The organism is Pseudomonas salmasensis, from assembly GCF_014268375.2.
In the GTDB taxonomy this organism is placed as follows: domain Bacteria; phylum Pseudomonadota; class Gammaproteobacteria; order Pseudomonadales; family Pseudomonadaceae; genus Aquipseudomonas; species Aquipseudomonas salmasensis.
Genome location: NZ_CP077083.1, coordinates 1,645,392 through 1,669,154, shown reverse-complemented (window position 1 = coordinate 1,669,154; position 23,763 = coordinate 1,645,392). Strand labels below are relative to the sequence as shown.

The following is a 23,763-nucleotide window of genomic DNA, read 5'->3' as shown; positions in this document are numbered from 1 at the left end:
CCGATTCTTGATCAAGGAGCGAGCAAGTGGCTGAGATTCATTTGGACCCCGACGTGTTGTCAGACTTGCAGGAAGTGATGGAGAGCGAGTACCCGACGTTGCTCGACACCTTTATCGAAGACTCGCAAGAGCGCGTCGCAGCACTGCGCAAGGCTGGGGGCGACGCCAAAACGTTGGGACGGATTGCCCACAGTTTCAAAGGCAGCAGCGGCAATCTAGGGGCGGTGCGTTTGGCCCAATTGTGTGAGTTGCTGGAGGCCGAGGCCGTCGAGGCGGCCTCGGATCTAGGCGCGCTGGTTGATCAGATTGATCACGAGTTTGCGCTGGTCAAGCCACTGTATGAATGTAGGAGCGAGCTTGCTCGCGAAAAACGTCAACGATAACGCGTGCTTCCTGGATGAATGCGGCGCCTGTGAGTTTTTTGCGAGCAAGCTCGCTCCTACATTGAATCGGATATGTCCAGGCATTTTGTAAACCTGGCCCGACTCTTGCTCTACCTCCACAGACTGCATCCCCGACCCCATGCAGTGGAGACCCTTACTTATGCCAGTCGCCCCTAATTCGCTCCTTCAGGCTGCCACCGCAGCCAAGCCTCAAGCGCCGGCCGCCACGCCTGCGGTAGCGCCTGCGGCCCCGCGGGACAAGGGCCCTGGATTCGCTCAAGTGTTTGCCAAGCAAGCTGCCAAGCCGCAGGCCAAGAGCGACGACGCGCCAGCCAAACCCGTGCGCGACAAAGCGGCTGACGCCAGCGATAAACCTGCCGCCAGTGCGCCAGCGGTTGCCGATAGCGGCAATCCCTTGCCTGCCAAGCCGGCCAAGAGCGACGACAGCGCAGACAGTGAAGGCGAGCCACCGGCCGACCCGTCCCTGGCGCAGCAACCGGTGGCCGATCCGGCGCTGGTCGCCGCCGTGACGCCGGTGGCGGTCCCTGTGCCCGTACAAGCGTCTGCCGTCGCTGCCGAAGATGACCAGGCCCTGCCGCTCATTACCGTAACCGAGGAGCCCAAGCAGCCGGCCTTCGACCCCGAGGCCGACCCGCTGGATTCGATGCCGGCCGTGCGCCTGGCGATGGAGCAGGGCGGTCACGTCTCGGCCAGCAGCCAGGCGCCGCAGAAAGCCGCGCCCACCACTCAGGACCAACCGACCGCCGCGCAGAACTTTGCCGCTGGCCTGGCCAACATGGTTGACCAGCAAGCCACCAAGGACAGCACCGACCAAGGCGGTGACAAGGCCTTCGGCGCGCTGATCGATGACGGCCTCAAGGACCTCAAGAACGCCAGCAGCGACACCCGTGTGGATGACTTCGCCAACCGCCTGGCCGCGCTGACCCAGGCGGCCACGCCGAAAACCGCGAATGCCTTGCCGCCCGTCACCAATGCGCCCCTGGCCATGCACCAGAGCGGCTGGACCGAAGAGGTGGTCAACCGCGTGATGTACCTGTCCAGCGCCAACCTCAAGTCGGCCGAGATCCAGTTGCAGCCCGCTGAGCTGGGGCGCCTGGACATCAAGGTCAACATGACGGCGGACCAGCAGGCCCAGGTCAACTTCATGAGCGGCCATGCGGTGGTGCGTGAAGCGCTGGAGAGCCAGTCGGGGCGCTTGCGGGAGATGTTTGCCCAGCAGGGCATGGGGCAGGTGGATGTGAATGTCTCCGACCAATCGCGGGGGCAGGACCAGCAGCAACAGCAGAGCCAGGCGCGGGGCATCAGTGGCAGCGGCAGGCGTGCTGACAACGGCGACGCCGGTGGCCCTGTGGATGTGGCCGAAGTGGCAGCGCCCGTGAGCCAGAGCGTGATCGGCTCCAGCGCCGTCGACTACTACGCCTGACTTCCTGCTCAAACCCGGTCAGTGTGGGAGCTGGCTTGCCTGCGATGGCGGTGGATCAGTGACACACATGTGCACTGACCCACCGCCATCGCAGGCAAGCCAGCTCCCACATTTGATTTAGGTTGTCTTCGCCTAAGCCAACTCTGGCATAACACTTGCTCTTGCCTTGCCATAGATCTACGAATCCCCGAATAGTGACGGATTATTGGCATGGCGAAGAGCGACGACGCAGCAACTCCCCCCGCAGGTAAAGGCAAGCTCAAGCTGATCCTGTTGATTGTGCTGGGCCTGCTCCTGGCCATCGGTGCCTCGGTGGGCGGCACTTGGTACATCATGCACAGCAGTGCGAGCAAACCGGCGCCCGCTGCCGAAGCTGCCACCAACGTCAAGCAACCGGCAATCTTCGAGCAGATGCTTCCGGCCTTTGTCGCCAACTACAACCAGAATGGTCGTCAACGCTACCTGCAGGTGAGCATCACCTTGCTGGCGCGCAACCAGGCGGACCTCGATGCCCTCAAGGTGCATATGCCGGTGATCCGCAACAACCTGGTGATGCTGTTCTCTGGGCAGAGCTTCGACAGCCTGGCCACCCCGGTCGGCCAGGAAATGCTGCGCCAGAAGGTCACTGCCAGCGTGCAGGAAGTGGCCCAGAAAGAACTCGGCAAAGTCGTGGTCGAGCAGGCGCTCTTCACTAACTTCGTATTGCAGTAGGATCACGACATGGCCGTGCAAGACCTGCTGTCCCAGGATGAAATCGACGCGCTGTTGCATGGCGTGGACGATGGTCTGGTACAGACCGAAATGGCTGCCGAACCCGGCAGCGTCAAAAGTTATGACCTGACCAGCCAGGATCGCATCGTGCGGGGACGCATGCCGACCCTGGAGATGATCAACGAACGCTTTGCCCGCTACACCCGCATCAGCATGTTCAACATGCTGCGCCGCTCGGCGGACGTGGCCGTGGGCGGTGTGCAGGTGATGAAGTTCGGTGAATACGTGCACTCGCTGTACGTGCCCACCAGCCTCAACCTGGTCAAGATCAAGCCGTTGCGCGGCACCGCGCTGTTCATCCTCGACGCCAAGCTGGTGTTCAAGCTGGTGGACAACTTCTTCGGTGGCGACGGCCGTCACGCCAAGATCGAAGGGCGTGAATTCACCCCCACCGAACTGCGCGTGGTACGCATGGTGCTGGAGCAGGCCTTCATCGACTTGAAGGAAGCCTGGCAGGCGATCATGGAAGTCAATTTCGAGTACATCAACTCGGAAGTGAACCCGGCCATGGCCAACATCGTCGGCCCCAGCGAAGCCATCGTGGTGTCGACCTTCCACATCGAACTCGATGGCGGTGGCGGCGACCTGCACGTGACCATGCCGTATTCGATGATCGAGCCCGTGCGCGAAATGCTCGATGCCGGTTTCCAGTCCGACCTCGACGACCAGGACGAACGCTGGGTCAAGGCCCTGCGCGAAGACCTGCTGGACGTTGATGTGCCGCTGAGCGCCACCGTGGCCCGCCGCCAGTTGCGCCTGCGGGATATTTTGCACATGGCGCCTGGGGACATCATCCCCGTCGACTTGCCGGAAGAGTTGATCATGCGCGCCAACGGCGTGCCGTCATTCAAGGTCAAGCTCGGTTCCCACAAGGGCAACCTGGCGCTGCAAGTGGTTGAGCCGATCAACCGCCGCTGATTCAACCCTAATTCATGATTGTTTGCTGCGCCGAGGACATGTAATGGCTACCGAACACGAAAACACTTCCGCCGAAGACCAGGCCCTGGCTGACGAATGGGCTGCGGCCCTGGAAGAAACCGGCGATGTTGGCCAGGACGACATCGACGCGCTGCTGGCCGCCGACGCCGCCACCGCGCCGGCCGGCAACCGCCTGGCCATGGAAGAATTCGGCAGCGTGCCGAAGAACAACGACCCGGTGAGCCTCGACGGCCCGAACCTGGATGTGATCCTTGACATCCCGGTGTCGATTTCCATGGAAGTGGGCAGCACCGAAATCAACATCCGCAACCTCTTGCAGCTCAACCAGGGCTCGGTGATCGAGCTGGACCGCCTGGCCGGCGAGCCGTTGGACGTGCTGGTCAACGGCACCCTGATTGCCCATGGCGAGGTGGTGGTGGTCAACGAGAAGTTCGGCATCCGCCTGACCGACGTGATCAGCCCGAGCGAACGCATCAAGAAGTTGCGCTGAGATGAAGTACGCGATGGCGGGACTGTTGCTGGCGCTGCCATTGAGCGCCCTGGCGGCTGAACCGGTGGCGCAGGCAGTCACGGCACCTGCGGTCGGCAGCGTCGGCGGGCAGTTGACGCAACTGGTGCTGGGCCTGTTGCTGGTGATCGGCCTGATCTTCGTGCTGGCCTGGTTGATGCGCCGCGTGCAGCGCATCGGCCCGGGCAACGGCCAGGTGATCGAACTGGTGGGCTCGCGCGCCCTCGGCCCGCGTGACCGGCTGGTGCTGGTGCAGGTGGGCGAGGAGCAGATCCTGCTCGGCATTACCCCTGGCCGCATCACCCCGCTGCATGTACTCAAGACCCCGGTGGATGCGGTCAAGACCGAAGCCGCCACGCCAGAATTCGCCCAGCGCCTGATGGAATTGCTGGGCAAGGATCAGAAGGATAAGAAGTAATGCGCGTTTTCTTGACGCTCATGCTGTTGCTGGCCGCGCCGATGGCCCTGGGCGCCGACCCGTTGTCGATCCCGGCGATTACCCTGGGCACCAACGCGGCGGGCGCGCAGGAATATTCGGTCAGCCTGCAGATCCTGCTGATCATGACGGCGCTGAGTTTTATCCCGGCGTTCGTCATGCTGATGACCAGCTTTACGCGGATCATCATTGTGTTCTCGATCCTGCGCCAGGCCCTGGGCCTGCAGCAGACACCGTCGAACCAGATCCTCACCGGTATGGCGCTGTTTTTGACGCTGTTCATTATGGCGCCGGTGTTCGACAAGGTGAACCAGCAAGCCCTGCAACCTTACCTGGCGGAAAAGCTCACGGCTCAGGATGCGATCGACAAGGCCCAGGGCCCGATCAAGGACTTCATGCTGTCGCAAACCCGCTCCAGCGACCTTGAGCTGTTCATGCGCCTGTCCAAGCGCACCGACATCGCCACCCCGGACCAGGCGCCGCTGACCATCCTGGTACCGGCGTTTGTCACTTCTGAATTGAAGACCGCGTTCCAGATCGGCTTCATGATCTTCATCCCGTTCCTGATCATCGACCTGGTGGTGGCGAGCGTGCTGATGGCCATGGGTATGATGATGCTGTCGCCTTTGATCATCTCGTTGCCTTTCAAGATCATGCTGTTTGTGCTGGTGGACGGCTGGGCGCTGATTATCGGCACCCTGGCCGGCAGTTTCGGAGGGGTATAGCGCCATGACCCCAGAAGTCGCCGTCGACTTGTTCCGTGAAGCGCTGTGGCTGACCACCCTGATGGTCGCCGTGCTGGTGGTGCCGAGCCTGTTGGTCGGCCTGCTGGTGGCGATGTTCCAGGCCGCCACCCAGATCAACGAACAGACCTTGAGCTTCCTGCCGCGCCTGCTGGTGATGCTGGTGACCCTGATTGTCGCCGGCCCGTGGCTGGTGCAAACCTTCATGGAATACATCCTGCAGTTGTACGGCAGTATTCCGCAGTTGATCGGCTGAGCCGATGCAATCCTTGCTGGCCTTGACCGACACCCAGATCAGTACCTGGGTGGCCTCGTTCATCCTGCCGCTGTTTCGCGTCACGGCTATGCTGATGGCCATGCCGGTGTTCGGCACCACCCTGGTACCGCGTCGCGTGCGCCTGTATTTCGCGGTGGCGATCACCGTGGTGATCGTGCCTGGCCTGCCGCCGATGCCGCCGGTGAACGCCCTCGACCTGAGCGCCTTGCTGCTGATTGCCGAACAGATCCTGATCGGCGCCATGCTGGGGTTTTCCCTTACGTTGTTCTTCCAGGCGTTTGTGATCGCCGGGCAAATCATCTCGATCCAGATGGGCATGGGCTTTGCGTCCATGGTCGACCCTACCAACGGTGTGTCGGCGGCGGTGATCGGGCAGTTTCTGACCATGCTGGTGACCTTGCTGTTTCTGGCCATGAACGGTCATCTGGTGGCGTTCGAAGTGTTGACTGAAAGCTTCACCACCTTGCCGGTGGGCTCGGGGTTGGTGGTCAACCATTTCTGGGAACTGGTGGGGCGCCTCGGTTGGGTGTTGGGCGCAGCGCTGTTGCTGGTGCTGCCGGCGATCACCGCGCTGCTGGTGGTCAATATCGCGTTTGGCGTGATGACCCGTGCGGCGCCGCAACTGAACATCTTCTCGATTGGTTTCCCCTTGACCCTGGTGCTGGGCATGGGGATTTTCTGGGTCGGCCTGGCTGACATTCTCAATCAGTATCAACCGCTGGCGAGCGAAGCCTTGCAGTTCTTACGTGATCTGGCACGGGCGCGCTGAGCCATGGCCGAGAGCGAGAGTGGTCAGGACAAAACAGAAGACCCCACGGAGAAACGTAAAAAGGACTCCAGGGAAAAGGGCGAGATCGCGCGCTCCAAAGAGCTCAACACCTTCGCCACCATGATCGCCGGCGCAGGCGCCTTGCTGATCTACGGCGGTGGCCTGGCGCTGGACCTGCTGGAGATGATGAAACACAACTTCAGCCTGCCGCGCGACGTGTTGCTCAACCCCGATGCCATGGCCCAGTACCTGCTGCACTCGGGCAAGATCGCGCTGCTGGCGGTGCAGCCGATCCTGATCACCTTGCTGCTGGCGGCGCTGATCGGCCCGGTGGCCCTGGGCGGCTGGCTGTTTGCGGCGGGCAGCATGGCGCCCAAGTTCAGCCGCATGAACCCGGGGGCGGGGCTCAAGCGCATGTTTTCGGTCAAGGCCCTGGTGGAATTGCTCAAGGCCCTGGCCAAGTTTTTCCTGATTCTGTTCGTGGCCTTGGCGGTGTTGTCGTCCGACATCGACGATTTGCTGCGCATCGCCCATGAGCCGCTGGAGTCTGCGATCATCCACAGTGTGCAGGTGGTGGGTTGGAGCGCGCTGTGGATGGCGCTCGGGCTGATCCTGATCGCCGCCGTGGATGCGCCGATCCAGCTGTGGGAAAGCCACAAGAAACTGCTGATGACCAAGCAGGAAGTGCGCGACGAGCACAAGGACCAGGAAGGCCGCCCCGAGGTCAAGCAGCGCATCCGCCAGCTGCAGCGGGAAATGTCCCAGCGCAAGATGATGGCCTCGGTGCCCGACGCCGACGTGATCATCACCAACCCGACCCACTACGCCGTGGCCCTCAAGTACGACCCCGAGAAGGGCGGCGCGCCGATGCTGCTGGCCAAGGGCAGCGACTTTACCGCGTTGAAGATCCGCGAAATCGCCGTGGCCAACGACATCCTGTTATTGGAGTCGCCAGCGCTGGCGCGCTCGATTTTCTACTCCACCGACCTGGACCAGGAAATCCCGGCCGGCTTGTACCTGGCCGTTGCGCAGGTGTTGGCCTACGTTTACCAGATCCGCCAATACCGCGCCGGCAAGGGCAAGCGGCCTGATCCGCTCAAAGACCTGCCGATCCCGCCAGACCTGCGCCGCGATTCCTAGTAGGAGCGAGCTTGCTCGCGAAAAACTCACCGTCGCCGCGTTCATCCTGACTTCCCGCGTTATCGTTACCCACCTTCGCGAGCAAGCTCGCTCCTACAACCTGTCAACTTTGACAGTAGCCATTACGCCGCCTTCACTGTTTGATACAGCGATGAGACGCGCAACCGTGCGCGGCTCGGGAGGCGGTGATGGATAGGGGTACGGTCAAGTGGTTTGATGCGGTCAAAGGCATCGGCTTTATTGCCCGGGATCGCGATGGCAACCCGGTTGCCGTCCAATCGGCAGGCACGCAATGCAGTGACCTGCCACCCAATCCTCCCAAGCTGCGAAAACCCCGCAAACGCAAGAAATCATCGGATGCATGAATCGCTTGCTGTTCCACCGTTACCACCCATCGGCAGCTCGCGTCTACCTGTCAACTCTGACAGTAGCCAAAGGATGTTTCCCGTTGTTTTATGGATGAACCAAACACTGCACGTATGTAGTCAACGAGAGGCAGGGAGAGCGGGATTGGAAGAGGTCAAAGGGAAAGTCAAATCCTACGACTGGATCAGGGGCGATTGGCTGATTGAATTGGAGGAGGGGGCAGAAGAGGTATTTATCAATCGCAAGGATTGGCGTTGGATGGCGCTGTCGGTGGGGATGCAACTGAGCTTTCAAATGGTCCATCGGCCCAAAGGCATCTATGCGGTGCCCGTCAGGGTGCATCATCGAGGTGGGTTGGGTTCTGAATAAGGGTAAGGAGAGCGGAAATGCCAAAGGGTACTGTGAAGTGGTTTAACGCGGAGAAGGGGTTTGGTTTTATTACCCCGGAGGGTGGAGGGGCGGACGTGTTCGCCCATCACTCGGCAATTGCGTCGAGTGGGTTTCGATCTTTGGAAGAAAACCAAAAAGTAGAGTATGACCTTACACAAGGTCCAAAAGGCCCACAGGCTGAGAATATACGGCCAACTTAGAAACGGAATAACCGCTTGATCGTTCCCCCGCTCCCGCGTGGGAATGCATTGCGTGACGCTCTGCATACCCTTGCGCAGAGCTCAAGTCGTGTTGGATGAAGGGACAGAAGAGGTATTTATCAATCGCAAGGATTGGCGCCAGACGGCGCTGGCGGTGGGGATGCGTGTGAGGTTTCAAATGGTCCTTCGGCCCAAGGGCATCTATGCGTTGCCCGTGAGGGGGCATGATCGAGGTGGATTGGGTTCTGAGTAAGGGTAAGGAGAGCGGCAATGGCAATGGTAACGGGTACTGTGAAGTGGTTTAACGCGGAGAAGGGGTTTGGTTTTATTAAGCGTGACGATGGAAGTGCGGACATTTTTGCCCATTTTTCGCAAATCCAATCGGACGGGTTCAAAAGCCTGGATGAAGGTCAGAAAGTAGAATTCGAAGTTTTGCCAGGGACAAAAGGCCCGCAGGCCGTGAATATACGTGCTGTTTAGAAGCGGAATAACCGCTTGATCGTTCCCACGCTCCCGCGTGGGAACGATCGAGCTTCATACCGGTGTGGGGCATTCAGAATGAGTTGAGGAGAAACATCATGGTCACGGGTACGGTCATATTCTTCAATGGCAAATCGGGTTTGATTAGACCAGAGGCAGGTGGGGACGATATATCTGTAAGTGGCACAGAGATTCAAGGCTCAGGCGATAAGGTTCTCACGGAAGGACAAAGGGTGTCGTACGAGCCTGTTCTCGATCCAATAAGTAAAACGTTAGTGGCTACGAAGGTTACGCCGATTTAAGCGTTTGATCGTTCCCGCGCTCCCGCGTGGAAATGCATCGCGTGACGCTCTGCATCACCCTTGCGCAGTGCTCAAGTCGTGCGCCTGGCTCGGGACGCGGAGCGTCCCAGGCGGCATTCCCACGCAGAGCGTGGGAACGATCGAGGGGGCCGCGTTATTCCATCGGCCCAAGGGCATCTATGCGTTGCCCGTGAGGGGGCATGATCGAGGTGGATTGGGTTCTGAGTAAGGGTAAGGAGAGCGGCAATGGCAACGGGTACTGTGAAATGGTTTAACGCGGAGCAGGGGGTTGGTTTTATTAAGCCCGACGATGGAAGTGCGGACGTTTTTGCCCATTTTTCGCAAATCCAATCGGACGGGGACAAAAGCCTGGATGAAGGTCAGAAAGTAGAATTCGAAGTTTTGCCAGGGACAAAAGGCCCGCAAGCCGTAAATATACGTGCTGTTTAGAAGCGGAATAACCGCTTGATCGTTCCCACGCTCCCGCGTGGGAATGCATCGCGTGACGCTCTGCATCACCCTAGCGCAGTGCTCAAGTCGTGCGCCTGGCTCGGGACGCGGAGCGTCCCAGGCGGCATTCCCACGCAGAGCGTGGGAACGATCGAGGGGGCCGCGTTATTCGCTGTTTGCGGTGTCCGTCCTTCCGCCGCCAAGGTGCAGGCGATCAGCCAATAACTGCGCCAGTTCGATCAACTGCGCAACGCCGAGCAATTCCTCTCGTTTCGAACCTTCCAGGTCAAAGGCCAGGTCACAGCTCAAGGCATTGGCCGAAGCGAGCGTTTCGCTGAGGTTGACCAGCAGGTCTTCGCTGCTGATGCCGTCGGCTACGGTAAACAGCCGGGTGGGGGGATTTGGGGCGTGTTTGATCACTGTGAAGCTCCTTTTACTGAAAGGGAGAGGGTGCTTTTGCTCCTAGGTAATCCGGGCCGCGACGCCCGTCCGCTGCGTTTGCAGCGGTGTACGGAGACTAGAGAGCGAGTTTCCTAGGGGCAACCCCAAATCCATGTCGGAAATTTCCTCATCAGTACCGGGTACACACAAATCCAACTGTGGGAGCGGGCTTGCTCGCGAAAGCGGTGGGTCAGTCAGCTTATGTGCCACTGACACTCCGCATTCGCGAGCAAGCCCGCTCCCACAGTTTGAAGTGATTTACACCCGTTGGCCTGGGGCGTTTGTGGGGTTCTGCGGGCCCAAAACCAAAGTTGGAAGGCTTCTTGCAACCCCGCCTCCAAGTCGCCCTCCAGCGTCAAAACTTTGCTTCAAGGACCCGAGGAATACCGGTGGTAGATCGCTCTCAAATGCTCAACACGGCCCGTGGCACCCTGACTGACCTGTCGCGGGGCAATCTGGGTGTGCCGTTGTTGTTGCTGGTGATGCTGGCAATGATGATGTTGCCGATGCCGCCGTTCCTGCTCGACGTGTTCTTTACCTTCAACATTGCCCTGTCCGTCGTCGTGCTGCTGGTGTGCGTGTACGCCCTGCGGCCGCTGGATTTTGCGGTATTCCCGACGATTCTGCTGGTGGCAACCCTATTGCGCCTGGCGCTTAACGTGGCCTCCACGCGGGTGGTGATGCTCCACGGCCAGGATGGCCACGCCGCCGCCGGTAAGGTGATCCAGGCGTTCGGTGAGGTGGTGATCGGCGGTAACTACGTGGTCGGTATCGTGGTGTTCGCGATCTTGATGATCATCAACTTCGTGGTGGTGACCAAGGGCGCTGGGCGGATTTCCGAGGTGAGCGCGCGGTTTACCCTCGATGCCATGCCCGGCAAGCAGATGGCCATCGACGCCGACCTCAACGCCGGCCTGATCGACCAGAACCAGGCCAAGTCGCGCCGCGCCGAAGTCGCCCAGGAGGCCGAGTTCTACGGCTCCATGGACGGTGCCAGCAAGTTCGTGCGCGGTGACGCCATCGCCGGCCTGTTGATCCTGTTCATCAACCTGATCGGCGGCGTGGCCGTCGGTATGTTCCAGCACGGCATGACATTCGGTGATGCCGGCAAGGTCTACGCCTTGCTGACCATCGGTGACGGTTTAGTGGCGCAATTGCCATCACTGTTGTTATCCACAGCGGCGGCCATCATGGTTACCCGTGCTTCGGGCTCCGAAGACATGGGCAAGCAGATCAGCCGGCAGATGTTCGCTTCGCCCAAGGCCCTGGCCGTGGCGGCGGGCATCATGGCGATCATGGGTATCGTGCCGGGCATGCCGCACTTCTCGTTCCTGAGCATGGCGGCCCTGGCGGGTGGCGCGGCCTACCTGTTCTGGAAGAAGCAGAACCAGGTCAAGGTCCAGGCCGAGCAGGAGATTGCCCGTCAGCAGGATCTGCTGCCATCCCCGGCCCGCGCCCAGGAAACCAAGGAGCTGGGCTGGGACGACGTCACGCCCATCGACATGATCGGCCTGGAAGTCGGCTACCGCCTGATCCCGCTGGTCGACCGCAACCAGGGTGGGCAACTGCTGGCGCGGATCAAGGGCGTGCGCAAGAAGCTGTCCCAGGACCTGGGCTTCCTGATGCCCACCGTGCATATCCGCGACAACCTCGACCTGGCCCCCAGCGCCTATCGCCTGACGCTGATGGGGGTGATCCTGGCCGAAGCCGAGATCTACCCGGACCGCGAACTGGCGATCAACCCGGGCCAAGTGTTCGGTACGCTCAACGGCATCACCGCCAAAGATCCGGCTTTCGGCCTGGAAGCGGTGTGGATCGAAGTCAGCCAGCGCAGCCAGGCGCAGTCCCTGGGTTACACCGTGGTGGATGCCAGTACCGTGGTCGCCACGCACCTCAACCAGATTCTCTACAAGCACTCCCACGAGCTGATCGGCCACGAGGAAGTCCAGCAATTGATGGGCTTGCTGGCCAAATCGTCGCCAAAACTGGCCGAAGAGCTGGTGCCGGGCGTGTTGTCGCTGTCGCAGTTGCTCAAGGTGTTGCAAGCGCTGTTGGCCGAACAGGTGCCCGTGCGCGACATTCGCAGCATTGCCGAGGCCATCGCCAACAATGCCGCCAAGAGTCAAGATACTGCCGCTCTGGTGGCGGCGGTGCGTGTCGGCGTGTCCCGCGCAATCGTGCAAAGCATTGTAGGCACTGAGTCCGAGCTGCCTGTGATCACCTTGGAACCCAGGTTGGAACAAATATTGCTCAATAGTATTCAGAAGGCAGGGCAAGGCCAGGAAGAGGGCGTTTTACTGGAGCCAAGCATGGCTGAAAAGCTGCAGCGTTCGTTGATCGACGCCGCACAGCGCCAGGAAATGCAGGGCAACCCGGTGATCCTGCTGGTGGCCGGCCCGGTTCGCGCGATGTTGTCGCGGTTTGGACGCCTGGCTGTACCGAATTTGCACGTGTTGGCTTACCAGGAAATTCCTGACAATAAGCAAGTGACTATCGTCGCGACAGTTGGGCCCAATGGCTGAGGTAGTGGGTTATGCAAGTTAAGCGTTTTTTCGCCGCCGATATGCGTCAGGCCATGAAATTGGTCCGCGATGAGCTGGGCGCCGATGCCGCGATTATCGGTAACCGTCGGATTGCCGGCGGTGTCGAGCTGACGGCTGCCCTGGATTACACCCCCCAGGCGCTGGCCCCGCGCGTGCCGAACATGGAACTCGAAGACGAGCTGCGCAAGACCGCCTCGCGCATTGTGTCGGCCCAGGCTGAACTGAGCATGCGTGGCGACAGCGATGCCAGCACCAATCGCCAGTTGTTCGCCGGCCTGCCGCTGACCGCTGCCGAGCCGCTGGTTGAACCCACCTTTGTCGAACCGCCGCGTCCTGCAGCGCCTGCCCCGGCTGCCGCAGTTGACCAGCGCGTGATCGACTCGATGCGTTTTGAACTCAACGGCCTGCGTGAATTGCTCGAAGTGCAGCTGGGCTCGCTGGCCTGGACCCAACTGCAAGGCAGCAAGCCGCAGCAAGCCAACCTGTGGCGTCGCCTGCAGCGCATCGGCCTGTCCGGCCCGTTGTCCCGCGACCTGCTGGCCTTGACCGCCGAAGTCGAAGAGCCCCGCCAAGCCTGGCGCATGCTGCTGGCGCACTTGGCGCGCATGATCGCCACGCCGGAAATCGAACCCCTGGAAGAGGGCGGTGTGATCGCCATGGTCGGCCCCGCCGGCATGGGCAAGACCACCACCCTGGCCAAGCTGGCCGCCCGTTATGTGCTCAAGTACGGCGCACAGAATATTGCGCTGGTGAGCATGGACAGCTACCGCATCGGCGCCCAGGAGCAGCTCAAGACCCTGGGCCGCATCCTCAACGTGCCGGTGACCCATGTCGACCCGGGCCAGTCCCTGGCCAATGCCCTCGAGCCGTTGCTGCGCAAGCGCGTGGTGTTGATCGACACCGCCGGCCTGCAAGCCAGCGATCCGGCGCTGCGCATGCAGCTCGAAAGCCTGGCCGGGCGTGGCATCAAGTCAAAAAATTACCTGGTGCTTGCAACCACCAGCCAGAAACAGGTTCTTACCGCTGCTTATCACAGTTACAAGCGTTGCGGCCTGGCCGGCTGCATCCTCACCAAGCTCGACGAAACCGCGAGCCTGGGCGAGGTATTGAGCTTGGCCATCAGCCATGAATTACCGGTTGCCTACCTCACCGACGGGCCGCGGATCCCGGATGATCTGCATCTGCCGCGCCGTCATCAGTTGGTCAGCCGTGCCGTGAGTGTGCAAATGCAAGACGAGCCTAGCGAGGAAGCGATGGCCGATATGTTCGCCGACCTTTACCACCACCCGGCTAAACGGGTGGGTTGAGGCAGGATGAACACCGTGAAATGTACCTACATCGATGGTCTGCAAGCGATTCACGCGGCCAAGCCATGTAGCCTGCGTCTAAGCAAGACAAGGTAAAGAAATAAAATGGGCAGCATGCATCCCGTACAGGTGATCGCGGTGACCGGCGGCAAAGGTGGCGTCGGGAAAACTAACGTGTCAGTGAATTTGTCCCTGGCCCTGGCAGAGCTTGGCCGTCGCGTCATGCTGCTGGATGCTGACCTGGGCTTGGCGAACGTGGACGTTCTGCTGGGGCTGACACCCAAACATACCCTGGCCGATGTGATCGAGGGCCGCTGTGAGCTGCGCGACGTGCTGCTCCAGGGCCCCGGAGGCATTCGCATCGTGCCGGCGGCCTCGGGCACCCAGAGCATGGTGCACCTGAGTCCCGCGCAGCATGCCGGCTTGATCCAGGCGTTCAGCGACATTGGTGACAACCTCGACGTGCTGGTGATCGACACCGCCGCCGGCATCGGCGAATCCGTGGTCAGCTTTGTGCGCGCAGCGCAAGAAGTGCTGCTGGTGGTGTGCGACGAACCCACCTCGATCACCGATGCCTACGCACTGATCAAACTGCTTAACCGTGACTACGGCATGAACCGCTTTCGCGTGCTGGCCAACATGGCCCAGAGCCCGCAGGAAGGGCGCAACCTGTTCGCCAAGTTGACCAAGGTCACGGATCGCTTCCTCGATGTGGCTTTACAATACGTCGGCGCAGTTCCCTATGACGAGTGTGTGCGCAAGGCCGTGCAAAAGCAGCGTGCGGTCTATGAAGCGTTCCCTCGTTCGAAATGCGCACTGGCGTTCAAGGCCATTGCCCAGAAGGTCGATACCTGGCCATTGCCTGCCAACCCGCGCGGGCATCTGGAGTTTTTCGTCGAGCGATTGGTGCATCAGACGAGCGCAGGACCGGTGCTATGACATCCAGCGGCTACAACCTTTACAAAAAGTCGGCACGTGACAGCCAGGGCGAATTGATCGAGCGCTATGCGCCGCTGGTCAAGCGCATTGCCTATCACCTGTTGGCGCGCCTGCCCGCGAGTGTGCAGGTTGAAGACTTGATCCAGGCCGGCATGATCGGCCTGCTTGAAGTCTCAACCAAATACGACGCCAGCAAGGGCGCCAGTTTCGAAACGTATGCGGGTATCCGTATCCGTGGCGCGATGCTCGATGAAGTGCGTAAAGGCGATTGGGCGCCGCGTTCGGTACACCGCAATACCCGCATGGTCAGTGATGCAATTCGTGCAATTGAAGCAAAAACCGGTCGTGACGCTAAAGATCATGAAGTTGCGGCCGAACTCCAATTGAGTCTCGACGATTACTACGGGATTTTGAACGATACCTTGGGCAGCCGCCTGTTCAGTTTCGACGACCTTTTACAGGACGGCGAACACGAAGGGCTGCACGAGGACGGCGCGAGCGCGCATACGGAGCCGTCGCGCGACCTGGAAGACGAACGTTTCCAGGGCGCGTTGGCCGATGCAATCGCCAATCTGCCGGAGCGTGAGCGGCTGGTGCTGGCGCTGTACTACGACGAAGAGCTGAACCTCAAGGAAATCGGTGAGGTCCTGGGGGTCAGCGAATCGCGTGTCAGCCAGTTGCATAGCCAGTGCGCAGCCCGCTTGCGGGGGCGATTGGCCGAGTGGCGCGCGCGCTGACAGGCAGTGTGGGGACACTGCAGACGCTACCGTGAAACCGCAGGGTTTTGCGGGTGAGTACCGTGGTGCCCTGGGCAGTCCTTTTTGTGTAACGCCTGTTGATTGAAATGGCGCGTCCAGGTGCTGGGCGCGTTTAAGACTGCTTGGAGGTCGAATTGGACAAGAACATGAAAATCCTCATCGTTGATGACTTCTCAACGATGCGGCGGATCATTAAAAACCTGTTGCGTGACCTTGGGTTCACCAACACGGTCGAGGCGGATGACGGCCTGACGGCCATTCCGATTCTCAACAGCGGGAGCATCGACTTTCTGGTGACCGACTGGAACATGCCGGGCATGACCGGTATCGACCTGCTGCGCCACGTGCGCGCCGATGAAAAACTGCGCAGCCTGCCTGTGCTGATGGTGACCGCCGAAGCCAAGCGTGAACAGATCATCGAAGCCGCCCAAGCCGGGGTCAACGGTTACGTGGTCAAGCCATTCACGGCACTGGCCTTGAAAGAGAAGATCGAGAAAATCTTCGAACGCATCCACGGCTAATGCCATCGCGGGGGAGCTATGGAGCATAACGAAACGTCACAGGGCGACTTTGAGTCGACCCTGAAAAAACATGCTCACCAGTTGGTCGACAGCCTGGAAAAAGGCCAGTTCGCCGATGCGGTGCAGTTGATCCATGAGCTTAACCAGACCCGTGACCGCGGCCTGTACCAGGAAGTGGGCAAGCTCACACGCGAGCTGCACAGCGCAATCGTCAATTTCCAGATTGACCCGCGCATGCCCCAGGCCGAAGAAATTTCCCAGATCACCGATGCCACCGAGCGCCTGTCCTATGTGGTCAGGCTGACCGAGGCGGCGGCCAACCGCACCATGGACCTGGTGGAAAACGCCACGCCCCTGGTCAACGGCATGGCCACCGAAGCCCAGGCCTTGAGCCAGGACTGGGGCCGCTTCATGCGCCGTGAAGTCGGTGCTGAAGAGTTTCGTGAATTGGCGCGTCGCGTCGACGGGTTTCTGTCACGCAGCGAACAGGAAAACCGCACGGTGGCCAGCAACCTCAACGACATCCTGCTGGCCCAGGATTACCAGGACCTTACCGGCCAGGTGATCAAGCGCGTGACCCAGTTGGTCACCGAAGTGGAAAGCAACTTGCTCAAATTGGTGCTGATGGCCGGCCAGGTCGATCGTTTTGCCGGCATCGAACATGACCGCGAAGCGATCCTCTCGGAAAAAGATCCACAAAAACATCTCGCCAAGGGTGAAGGTCCGCAGATTCATGCCGATAAACGTGAAGACGTTGTGTCAGGTCAGGATGACGTAGATGACCTGTTATCCAGTTTAGGCTTCTAAGGAGCACCCACATGAGCTTCGGCGCCGATGAAGAAATCCTTCAGGATTTCCTTGTAGAGGCCGGCGAAATTCTAGAGCAACTGTCCGAACAACTGGTCGAGCTGGAAAGCCGACCGGATGATGCGAACCTGCTCAATGCAATTTTTCGCGGTTTTCACACTGTAAAAGGGGGCGCCGGCTTCCTCCAGCTCCATGAGCTGGTGGAGTGCTGTCACATCGCCGAGAACGTGTTCGACATCCTGCGCAAGGGTGAGCGTCACGTCGACTCGGAACTGATGGACGTGATTCTCGAAGCACTGGATGCGGTCAACGGCATGTTCAGCCAAGTGCGTGAACGTGCACCGATCACTGCCGCAACGCCGGAATTGCTGGCCGCCCTGGCGCGCCTGGCAGAACCTGCCGACACCGCGGCTGCGCCGGTGGTCGAGGCCGCGCCGGAGCCGGTGGCGCAAGCCGAGCCGGACGTGACCGACAGCGAGTTCGAACAACTGCTCAACTCCCTCAGCGCGGTCAAGGCCCAAGCGGAATCGCCGGTGCAGCCTGCCGCGACGCCGAGCAGTGAAGACATTACCGACGCTGAGTTCGAGTCGTTGCTCGACCAGTTGCACGGCAAAGGCCAGTTCGCAGCAGATGCCGTGGCACCGCCTGCCGCAGCGCCAGAAGCGCCCGCTGCCAACGCCAGCACCGACATTACCGACGACGAATTCGAGGCACTGCTCGACCAACTGCATGGCAAAGGCACCTTTGTGGCCCAAGCCCTGCCCGAGGTGGCGGCGACTGCCGCCGCAGCGCCAGCGGCCAGCGCAGCGCCGGCCGGTGACGGGTTGATCTCCGATCACGAATTCGAAGCCCTGCTCGACGAGTTGCACGGCAAAGGCAAGTTCAGCGAAGTGGCCCCGGCCGCTGCCGCTCAGGTAGCAGCGCCAGCCGCTGCCACTGCGGCACCGGTTGCAGCCAAACCTGCGCCGGCTGCCAAGCCTGCAGCTGCCGCCGCCCCGGCCCCTGCGCGTGCAGCGTCGCCGGCAGCAGCGGAAAAGCCCGCCAGCGAAGCCGAGACCACCGTGCGCGTGGATACCGCGCGCCTGGACGACATCATGAACATGGTGGGCGAACTGGTGCTGGTGCGTAACCGCCTGGTGCGCCTGGGCCTGAACAGCGGCGACGAAGCCATGCAGAAGGCCGTGTCGAACCTCGACGTGGTCACCGCCGACCTGCAAACCGCAGTGATGAAAACGCGGATGCAGCCGATCAAGAAAGTCTTCGGCCGTTTCCCGCGTCTGGTTCGCGACCTGGCACGCCAGCTCAAGAAAGAAATCAACCTGGAACTGGTGGGCGAAGAAACCGACCTCGACAAAAACCTTGTCGAGGCCCTGGCCGACCCGCTGGTCCACTTGGTGCGCAACGCGGTCGACCACGGCGTAGAAACCCCGGAAGAACGTGAAGCCGCCGGCAAGTCGCGCAACGGCAAAGTGATTTTGGCGGCAGAGCAAGAGGGCGACCACATCCTGCTGTCGATCACCGATGACGGCAAAGGCATGGACCCGACCATCTTGCGCAATATCGCGGTCAAGCGCGGCGTGATGGACAAGGACGCCGCCGACCGCCTGAGCGACACCGAGTGCTACAACCTGATCTTCGCCCCGGGCTTTTCGACCAAGACCGAGATCTCCGACGTGTCCGGGCGTGGCGTGGGCATGGACGTGGTGAAGACCAAGATCAGCCAGCTCAACGGCTCGATCAATATCTACTCGACCAAGGGCCAAGGCTCCAAGATCGTCATCAAGGTGCCTTTGACCCTGGCGATCATGCCGACCCTGATGGTGATGCTGGGCAACCAGGCCTTCGCCTTCCCGCTGGTCAACGTCAACGAGATCTTCCACCTCGACCTGTCGCGCACCAATGTGGTGGACGGCCAGGAAGTGGTGATCGTGCGCGACAAAGCATTGCCGCTGTTCTACCTCAAGCGTTGGCTGGTGGCCTCGGCTGCCCACGAAGAACAGCGCGAGGGCCATGTGGTGATTCTGTCCGTGGGCACCCAGCGCATCGGCTTTGTGGTCGACCAACTGGTGGGCCAGGAAGAGGTGGTGATCAAGCCTTTGGGCAAGATGCTGCAGGGCACCCCAGGCATGTCGGGCGCAACCATCACGGGTGACGGTCGCATCGCACTGATTCTCGATGTTCCGAGCATGCTCAAGCGTTACGCCGCACGGCGTATTTGATTCTGGTGGGGCAGGGCGGTCATGCCCGCCCCGCCTAACGGAGTGTTTATGGCAGTCAAGGTCCTGGTGGTGGACGATTCGGGTTTCTTCCGCCGCCGCGTCTCGGAAATTCTTTCCGCTGATCCAACGATCCAGGTGGTCGGTACGGCCACTAACGGCAAAGAGGCGATCGATCAAGCCATTGCCTTGAAGCCAGACGTGATCACCATGGACTACGAGATGCCGATGATGGATGGCATCACGGCCGTGCGCCACATCATGCAACGCTGCCCCACACCGGTATTGATGTTTTCCTCGCTGACTCACGAAGGCGCGCGGGTCACCCTCGACGCCTTGGATGCCGGCGCGGTGGATTTTTTGCCGAAGAATTTCGAAGACATCTCGCGCAACCCCGACAAGGTCAAGCAGATGCTGTGCGAGAAGGTGCACAGCATTTCCCGCAGTAACCGTCGCAGCCTGTTCAGCACACCCGCGCCAGCCCCCACGCCTGCGCCCGCAGCAGCGGCGCCGACGTCGTCGTTTGCGCGCCCGGCGCCTGCGCCCGTGGCCCGGCCTGCGGTAGCGCCGGTACGTGCTGCCGCGCCGAGTGCCCATTCGCCCGCGCCCAAGCGCAAGGCTTACAAGCTGGTCGCCATCGGCACCTCCACTGGCGGCCCGGTGGCCTTGCAGCGGGTGTTGACCCAACTGCCGGCCAACTTCCCGGCGCCGATTGTGCTGGTGCAGCACATGCCGGCGGCGTTCACCAAAGCCTTCGCCGAGCGCCTGGACAAGCTGTGCCGCATCACCGTCAAGGAAGCCGAGGATGGCGACATCCTGCGTCCTGGCCTGGCCCTGCTAGCGCCGGGCGGCAAGCAGATGATGGTGGACGGGCGTGGCGCGATCAAAATCCTGCCGGGCGATGAGCGCCTGAACTACAAGCCGTGCGTGGACATCACCTTCGGTTCTGCAGCCAAGTCCTATGGCGACAAAGTTCTGGCGGTGGTGCTCACCGGCATGGGCGCCGATGGCCGTGAAGGCGCGCGCCTGCTCAAGCAGGGCGGCAGCGCTATCTGGGCCCAGGATGAAGCCAGTTGCGTGATCTATGGCATGCCCATGGCGATCGTCAAGGCAGACCTGGCCGATGCGGTCTACAGCCTGGACGACATCGGCAAGCACCTGGTGGAGGCCTGCCTCTGATGGATGTGTTGAGCCTGATCGGCATCACCATGGCGTTTGTCGCCATCATTGGTGGCAACTACCTGGAAGGCGGCCACCTCGGCGCCTTGGCCAACGGCCCGGCAGCGCTGATCGTGATCGGTGGCACCGTGGGTGCGGCGTTGTTGCAGTCGCCCCTGAGCTCGTTCAAGCGTGCCATGCAGATTCTGGTGTGGATCATTTTTCCGCCACGGGTCGACCTGGCAGGCGGCATCGACCGCGTGGTCAATTGGAGCCTCACCGCTCGCAAGGAAGGCCTGCTGGGCCTGGAAGGCGTGGCCGATGCCGAGCCTGACAGCTACGCGCGCAAGGGCCTGCAACTGTTGGTCGATGGCGCCGAGCCGGAAGCGATCCGCAGCATTCTCGAAGTGGATTTCTACACCCAGGAAAGCCGTGACATCAATGCGGCCAAAGTCTTTGAAAGCATGGGCGGCTACGCGCCGACCATCGGCATTATCGGTGCGGTGATGGGCCTGATCCATGTGATGGGCAACCTGGCCGACCCTTCGCAACTGGGCAGCGGCATTGCCGTGGCGTTTGTCGCCACCATCTACGGCGTGGCCAGTGCCAACCTGGTGTTGCTGCCGGTGGCCAGCAAGCTCAAGTCGATTGCCATGCGCCAGTCGCGTTATCGCGAAATGTTGCTTGAAGGCATCCTGTCGATCGCCGAAGGCGAAAACCCGCGCTCCATCGAATTGAAGCTTCAGGGCTTCATGGATTGATGCACATGAGCACCCGCACCCCCGTAGGAGCGAGCTTGCTCGCGAAGAACCCGAGAGCGCCGCGTGCATTCGGCATGCCCACGTTTTCGTTAACGATCTTCGCGAGCAAGCTCGCTCCTACAGTGGGGTGGGTGAGTGGGGGGGAGTGCCCGTGAGCCGTCGCCGTCGCGAGCCTGAAGAACACGTCAATCATGAGCGTTGGCTGGTGTCCTACGCGGACTTCATCACCTTGCTGTTCGCGTTTTTCGTGGTGATGTACTCGATCTCGTCGATCAACGAAGGCAAGTACAAGATCATTTCCCAGGCGCTGGTCGGTGTATTCAACGATGCCGAGCGGTCGCTCAAGCCGATCCCCATCGGCGAAGAGCGGCCCAAGACCGTGACCCCGGCCAAGCCTCTGGTCAATGACAGTGATGAAACCGCCGCCGGCATCCAAGGCACCAGCGACCCGCTCAAAAGCATCGCCGACGATATCAGTGCTGCTTTTGGCGACTTGATCAGTTCCAACCAGATGACCGTGCGCGGTAATGAGCTGTGGGTGGAGATCGAGTTGAACTCCAGCCTGTTGTTCGCCAGTGCCGATGCGTTGCCCAGTGACCAGGCATTCACCATCATCGACAAGGTCGCGGCGATCCTCAAACCGTTTGAAAACCCGATCCACGTGGAAGGCTTCACCGACAATTTCCCCATCAGCACTGCGCAGTACCCGACCAACTGGGAGCTGTCCTCGGCCCGCGCGTCGAGCATCGTGCGCATGTTGGCCATGCAGGGTGTGAACCCCCAGCGCCTGGCGTCGGTGGGCTATGGTGAATTCCAGCCGGTGGCCAATAACGCCACGGTGGAAGGCCGCGCCCGTAACCGCCGGGTGGTGCTGGTGGTCTCGCGCAACCTGGATGTGCGTCGCAGCTTGACCGGTACCGGCACTGCCAATGCCACCCCGGATGCGGCGTTGAAGCGTGCTGGCACACAAACTGCACCGCCCGTTGTCAAGCCGCCGGTCCGACCGAGTAACGTCAATTCTCCGTCGCCGGCTCAATAACCGTATGCAATGTCTCGGTCGCGCCTGTGCCCGCCGGGAGGAACCAACCGAATGAGAGTCTGGGCAGTTGCCAATCAAAAGGGTGGAGTCGGCAAGACCACCACTTCCATCGCCTTGGCCGGCTTGCTGGCCGAAGCGGGCAAGCGTGTGGTCGTGGTGGACCTGGACCCCCACGGTTCCATGACCAGCTATTTCGGCTACGACCCGGATGCGCTGGAACACAGCTGCTATGACCTGTTTTTGCACAAGGGCAGCGTGCCGGCGGATCTGCCTGGGCAACTGCTGTTGCCCACCAGCAACGACAGTATTTCCCTGCTGCCGTCGAGCACCGCCCTGGCCACCCTGGAGCGCCAGTCGCCAGGCCAGAGTGGCCTGGGCCTGGTGATCGCCAAGACCCTGGCGCAACTGTGGCAGGACTTCGATTACGCGATCATCGACAGCCCGCCGTTGCTCGGCGTGCTGATGGTCAACGCGTTGGCGGCCAGCCAGCAATTGGTGATCCCGGTGCAGACCGAGCACTTGGCGGTCAAGGGCCTGGAGCGCATGGTCAGCACCCTGGCGATGATCAACCGCTCGCGCAAGCAGGCGCTGCCGTTCAGCATCGTGCCCACCTTGTTCGACCGTCGCACCCAGGCGTCCCTCGGCACGTTGCGCGTGTTGCGCGATGCCTACCCGGACACCATCTGGAACGGCTACATCCCGGTGGACACGCGCCTGCGTGACGCCAGCCGTGCCGGGCTCACACCGTCGCAGTTCGACGGCAAGAGCCGTGGCGTGCTGGCCTACCGTGCGTTGCTCAAGCACCTGCTGTCGCAACAGCTTGTGGCGCAGGTGGCGTGATGAACCGTCCTGTCCAATTCAAGACCCGCCCGCAACTGGCACTGGAATCCTACCTGGATGCCTTGCTGCAGGATGCGACGGCCGAAGAAATGCCCGAACCGATTCTGGTACTCGAGCCTGCTGTCGAACCCGACAGCCCGCTGGATGAGTTTCAGCAGGCGGTGATGGAGGAGCAGGCGCGGGATGCGCAGGTGGTGGAGGCGCCCATCGTGGTGCCGAGCGCCCCGGCAGTGGTGGCGCCGCCGGTGGTCGAACCGCTGGTGGACGTGCATCTGCCGCCCAGCATCACCCCGCCGCCGGTGACGGGCGACGGACGCCCATCGTGGGCTGCCGAGCCGTTCGAGTGCCTGCTGTTCGACGTCGCCGGGTTGACCCTGGCGGTGCCGTTGGTGTGCCTGGGCTCGATCTACTCCCTGGAAGGCCAGGAGCTGACGCCGCTGTTCGGGCAGCCGGAGTGGTTCCTCGGCATCCTGCCCAGCCAGGCCGGCAACCTCAAGGTGCTGGACACGGCGCGCTGGGTGATGCCCGACCGCTACCGCGATGATTTTCGCCAGGGCCTGCAATACGTGATCTCGGTGCAGGGCTACGAGTGGGGGCTGGCGGTGCATCAAGTCAGCCGCTCGTTGCGCCTGGACCCCAATGAAATCAAATGGCGCAGCCATCGCGGCCAGCGGCCGTGGTTGGCGGGCACTGTGATCGAACACATGTGCGCGTTGCTGGATGTCGCCGAACTGGCCGAGTTGATCGCCAGCGGTGCGGTGAAGGCAATGCCGCAGAACAAACGCAGTTGATTGAACAATAAGGGCCGTGCGGTTGCGCGGCCCACTTGCACACA

The 23,763-nt window shown here is 61.3% G+C and carries 28 protein-coding genes; 27 read left to right on the top strand and 1 reads right to left on the bottom strand.

What is annotated here, in order from left to right; all coding sequences use genetic code 11:
• The first annotated feature begins 26 nt into the window (after positions 1 to 26).
• From HU731_RS07240 to HU731_RS07165, 15 genes are all read left to right on the top strand, one after another.
• On the top strand, positions 27 to 383 hold the full coding sequence (locus HU731_RS07240) for an Hpt domain-containing protein (RefSeq protein WP_003192950.1): 357 nt from the start codon (positions 27 to 29) through the stop codon (positions 381 to 383).
• A 160-nt stretch (positions 384 to 543) separates the two neighbouring features.
• The gene (locus HU731_RS07235) at positions 544 to 1,827 is read left to right on the top strand and encodes a flagellar hook-length control protein FliK (protein ID WP_186606848.1); all 1,284 of its coding nucleotides are present in this window, start codon (positions 544 to 546) and stop codon (positions 1,825 to 1,827) included.
• Positions 1,828 to 2,037: 210 nt separating this feature from the next.
• Entirely contained in the window at positions 2,038 to 2,538 is a 501-nt protein-coding gene (fliL, locus tag HU731_RS07230) for a flagellar basal body-associated protein FliL (RefSeq protein WP_003192946.1), read from the top strand.
• A 9-nt stretch (positions 2,539 to 2,547) separates the two neighbouring features.
• Positions 2,548 to 3,516 carry a flagellar motor switch protein FliM gene (gene fliM, locus HU731_RS07225; protein ID WP_014719344.1) on the top strand — a complete coding sequence of 323 codons (969 nt, stop codon included), beginning with the start codon at positions 2,548 to 2,550 and terminating at the stop codon, positions 3,514 to 3,516.
• Between the two features lie 43 nt (positions 3,517 to 3,559).
• Entirely contained in the window at positions 3,560 to 4,027 is a 468-nt protein-coding gene (gene fliN, locus HU731_RS07220) for a flagellar motor switch protein FliN (RefSeq protein WP_003192941.1), read from the top strand.
• Between the two features lies 1 nt (position 4,028).
• Positions 4,029 to 4,463, top strand: a complete 435-nt coding sequence (fliO, locus tag HU731_RS07215; protein WP_044274977.1) for a flagellar biosynthetic protein FliO — start codon at positions 4,029 to 4,031, stop codon at positions 4,461 to 4,463.
• Entirely contained in the window at positions 4,463 to 5,206 is a 744-nt protein-coding gene (gene fliP, locus HU731_RS07210; RefSeq protein ID WP_032895954.1) for a flagellar type III secretion system pore protein FliP, read from the top strand. Before fliO ends, fliP begins: the two co-directional genes overlap by 1 nt.
• 4 nt (positions 5,207 to 5,210) lie before the next feature.
• Positions 5,211 to 5,480 (top strand): flagellar biosynthesis protein FliQ, encoded by a 270-nt coding sequence (gene fliQ, locus HU731_RS07205; protein ID WP_003192936.1) that lies wholly within the window; start codon positions 5,211 to 5,213, stop codon positions 5,478 to 5,480.
• Between the two features lie 4 nt (positions 5,481 to 5,484).
• The gene (fliR, locus tag HU731_RS07200) at positions 5,485 to 6,270 is read left to right on the top strand and encodes a flagellar biosynthetic protein FliR (protein WP_003192935.1); all 786 of its coding nucleotides are present in this window, start codon (positions 5,485 to 5,487) and stop codon (positions 6,268 to 6,270) included.
• A gap of 3 nt (positions 6,271 to 6,273) precedes the next feature.
• Entirely contained in the window at positions 6,274 to 7,410 is a 1,137-nt protein-coding gene (gene flhB / locus HU731_RS07195; RefSeq protein ID WP_186606847.1) for a flagellar biosynthesis protein FlhB, read from the top strand.
• A gap of 510 nt (positions 7,411 to 7,920) precedes the next feature.
• Entirely contained in the window at positions 7,921 to 8,145 is a 225-nt protein-coding gene (locus tag HU731_RS07185) for a hypothetical protein (protein ID WP_186606845.1), read from the top strand.
• Positions 8,146 to 8,162: 17 nt separating this feature from the next.
• Positions 8,163 to 8,366 carry a cold-shock protein gene (locus tag HU731_RS07180; protein ID WP_186606844.1) on the top strand — a complete coding sequence of 68 codons (204 nt, stop codon included), beginning with the start codon at positions 8,163 to 8,165 and terminating at the stop codon, positions 8,364 to 8,366.
• A gap of 276 nt (positions 8,367 to 8,642) precedes the next feature.
• Positions 8,643 to 8,846 (top strand): cold-shock protein, encoded by a 204-nt coding sequence (locus HU731_RS07175; protein ID WP_186606872.1) that lies wholly within the window; start codon positions 8,643 to 8,645, stop codon positions 8,844 to 8,846.
• A 98-nt stretch (positions 8,847 to 8,944) separates the two neighbouring features.
• Positions 8,945 to 9,148 carry a cold-shock protein gene (locus tag HU731_RS07170; RefSeq protein ID WP_186606843.1) on the top strand — a complete coding sequence of 68 codons (204 nt, stop codon included), beginning with the start codon at positions 8,945 to 8,947 and terminating at the stop codon, positions 9,146 to 9,148.
• A gap of 246 nt (positions 9,149 to 9,394) precedes the next feature.
• On the top strand, positions 9,395 to 9,598 hold the full coding sequence (locus HU731_RS07165) for a cold-shock protein (RefSeq protein WP_186606842.1): 204 nt from the start codon (positions 9,395 to 9,397) through the stop codon (positions 9,596 to 9,598).
• A 165-nt stretch (positions 9,599 to 9,763) separates the two neighbouring features.
• On the opposite strand, the gene HU731_RS07160 is transcribed toward HU731_RS07165, so the two are convergent.
• A complete protein-coding gene (locus HU731_RS07160) occupies positions 9,764 to 10,018 on the bottom strand; it encodes a DUF6124 family protein (RefSeq protein WP_186606841.1) in 255 nt (84 codons plus the stop codon).
• A gap of 428 nt (positions 10,019 to 10,446) precedes the next feature.
• On the opposite strand from HU731_RS07160, the gene flhA reads away from it, so the two are divergent.
• From flhA to HU731_RS07100, 12 genes are all read left to right on the top strand, one after another.
• Positions 10,447 to 12,561: a flagellar biosynthesis protein FlhA gene (gene flhA / locus HU731_RS07155; RefSeq protein ID WP_032900799.1), complete on the top strand. Its 2,115-nt coding sequence runs from the start codon at positions 10,447 to 10,449 to the stop codon at positions 12,559 to 12,561.
• An 11-nt stretch (positions 12,562 to 12,572) separates the two neighbouring features.
• Positions 12,573 to 13,889, top strand: coding sequence for a flagellar biosynthesis GTPase FlhF (flhF, locus tag HU731_RS07150; RefSeq protein WP_019818351.1), 1,317 nt, complete (start codon positions 12,573 to 12,575; stop codon positions 13,887 to 13,889).
• Positions 13,890 to 13,994: 105 nt separating this feature from the next.
• Complete coding sequence (gene fleN / locus HU731_RS07145; protein ID WP_003192912.1) at positions 13,995 to 14,828, top strand: flagellar synthesis regulator FleN; 834 nt, start codon at positions 13,995 to 13,997, stop codon at positions 14,826 to 14,828.
• A complete protein-coding gene (gene fliA, locus HU731_RS07140) occupies positions 14,825 to 15,565 on the top strand; it encodes an RNA polymerase sigma factor FliA (protein ID WP_003192909.1) in 741 nt (246 codons plus the stop codon). Before fleN ends, fliA begins: the two co-directional genes overlap by 4 nt.
• Positions 15,566 to 15,732: 167 nt before the next feature.
• On the top strand, positions 15,733 to 16,107 hold the full coding sequence (locus HU731_RS07135) for a chemotaxis response regulator CheY (RefSeq protein ID WP_003192908.1): 375 nt from the start codon (positions 15,733 to 15,735) through the stop codon (positions 16,105 to 16,107).
• Between the two features lie 18 nt (positions 16,108 to 16,125).
• A complete protein-coding gene (locus tag HU731_RS07130) occupies positions 16,126 to 16,914 on the top strand; it encodes a protein phosphatase CheZ (protein ID WP_003192906.1) in 789 nt (262 codons plus the stop codon).
• An 11-nt stretch (positions 16,915 to 16,925) separates the two neighbouring features.
• A complete protein-coding gene (locus tag HU731_RS07125) occupies positions 16,926 to 19,133 on the top strand; it encodes a chemotaxis protein CheA (RefSeq protein WP_186606840.1) in 2,208 nt (735 codons plus the stop codon).
• A 48-nt stretch (positions 19,134 to 19,181) separates the two neighbouring features.
• Positions 19,182 to 20,309, top strand: coding sequence for a protein-glutamate methylesterase/protein-glutamine glutaminase (locus HU731_RS07120; RefSeq protein WP_186606839.1), 1,128 nt, complete (start codon positions 19,182 to 19,184; stop codon positions 20,307 to 20,309).
• Positions 20,309 to 21,049, top strand: a complete 741-nt coding sequence (locus HU731_RS07115) for a flagellar motor protein (RefSeq protein ID WP_003192902.1) — start codon at positions 20,309 to 20,311, stop codon at positions 21,047 to 21,049. Before HU731_RS07120 ends, HU731_RS07115 begins: the two co-directional genes overlap by 1 nt.
• 151 nt (positions 21,050 to 21,200) lie before the next feature.
• Positions 21,201 to 22,088, top strand: coding sequence for a flagellar motor protein MotD (motD, locus tag HU731_RS07110; protein WP_032895965.1), 888 nt, complete (start codon positions 21,201 to 21,203; stop codon positions 22,086 to 22,088).
• Positions 22,089 to 22,139: 51 nt separating this feature from the next.
• Positions 22,140 to 22,928, top strand: a complete 789-nt coding sequence (locus HU731_RS07105; protein ID WP_003192898.1) for a ParA family protein — start codon at positions 22,140 to 22,142, stop codon at positions 22,926 to 22,928.
• Positions 22,928 to 23,719 (top strand): CheW domain-containing protein, encoded by a 792-nt coding sequence (locus HU731_RS07100; protein WP_186606838.1) that lies wholly within the window; start codon positions 22,928 to 22,930, stop codon positions 23,717 to 23,719. Before HU731_RS07105 ends, HU731_RS07100 begins: the two co-directional genes overlap by 1 nt.
• The last annotated feature ends 44 nt before the right edge of the window (positions 23,720 to 23,763 follow it).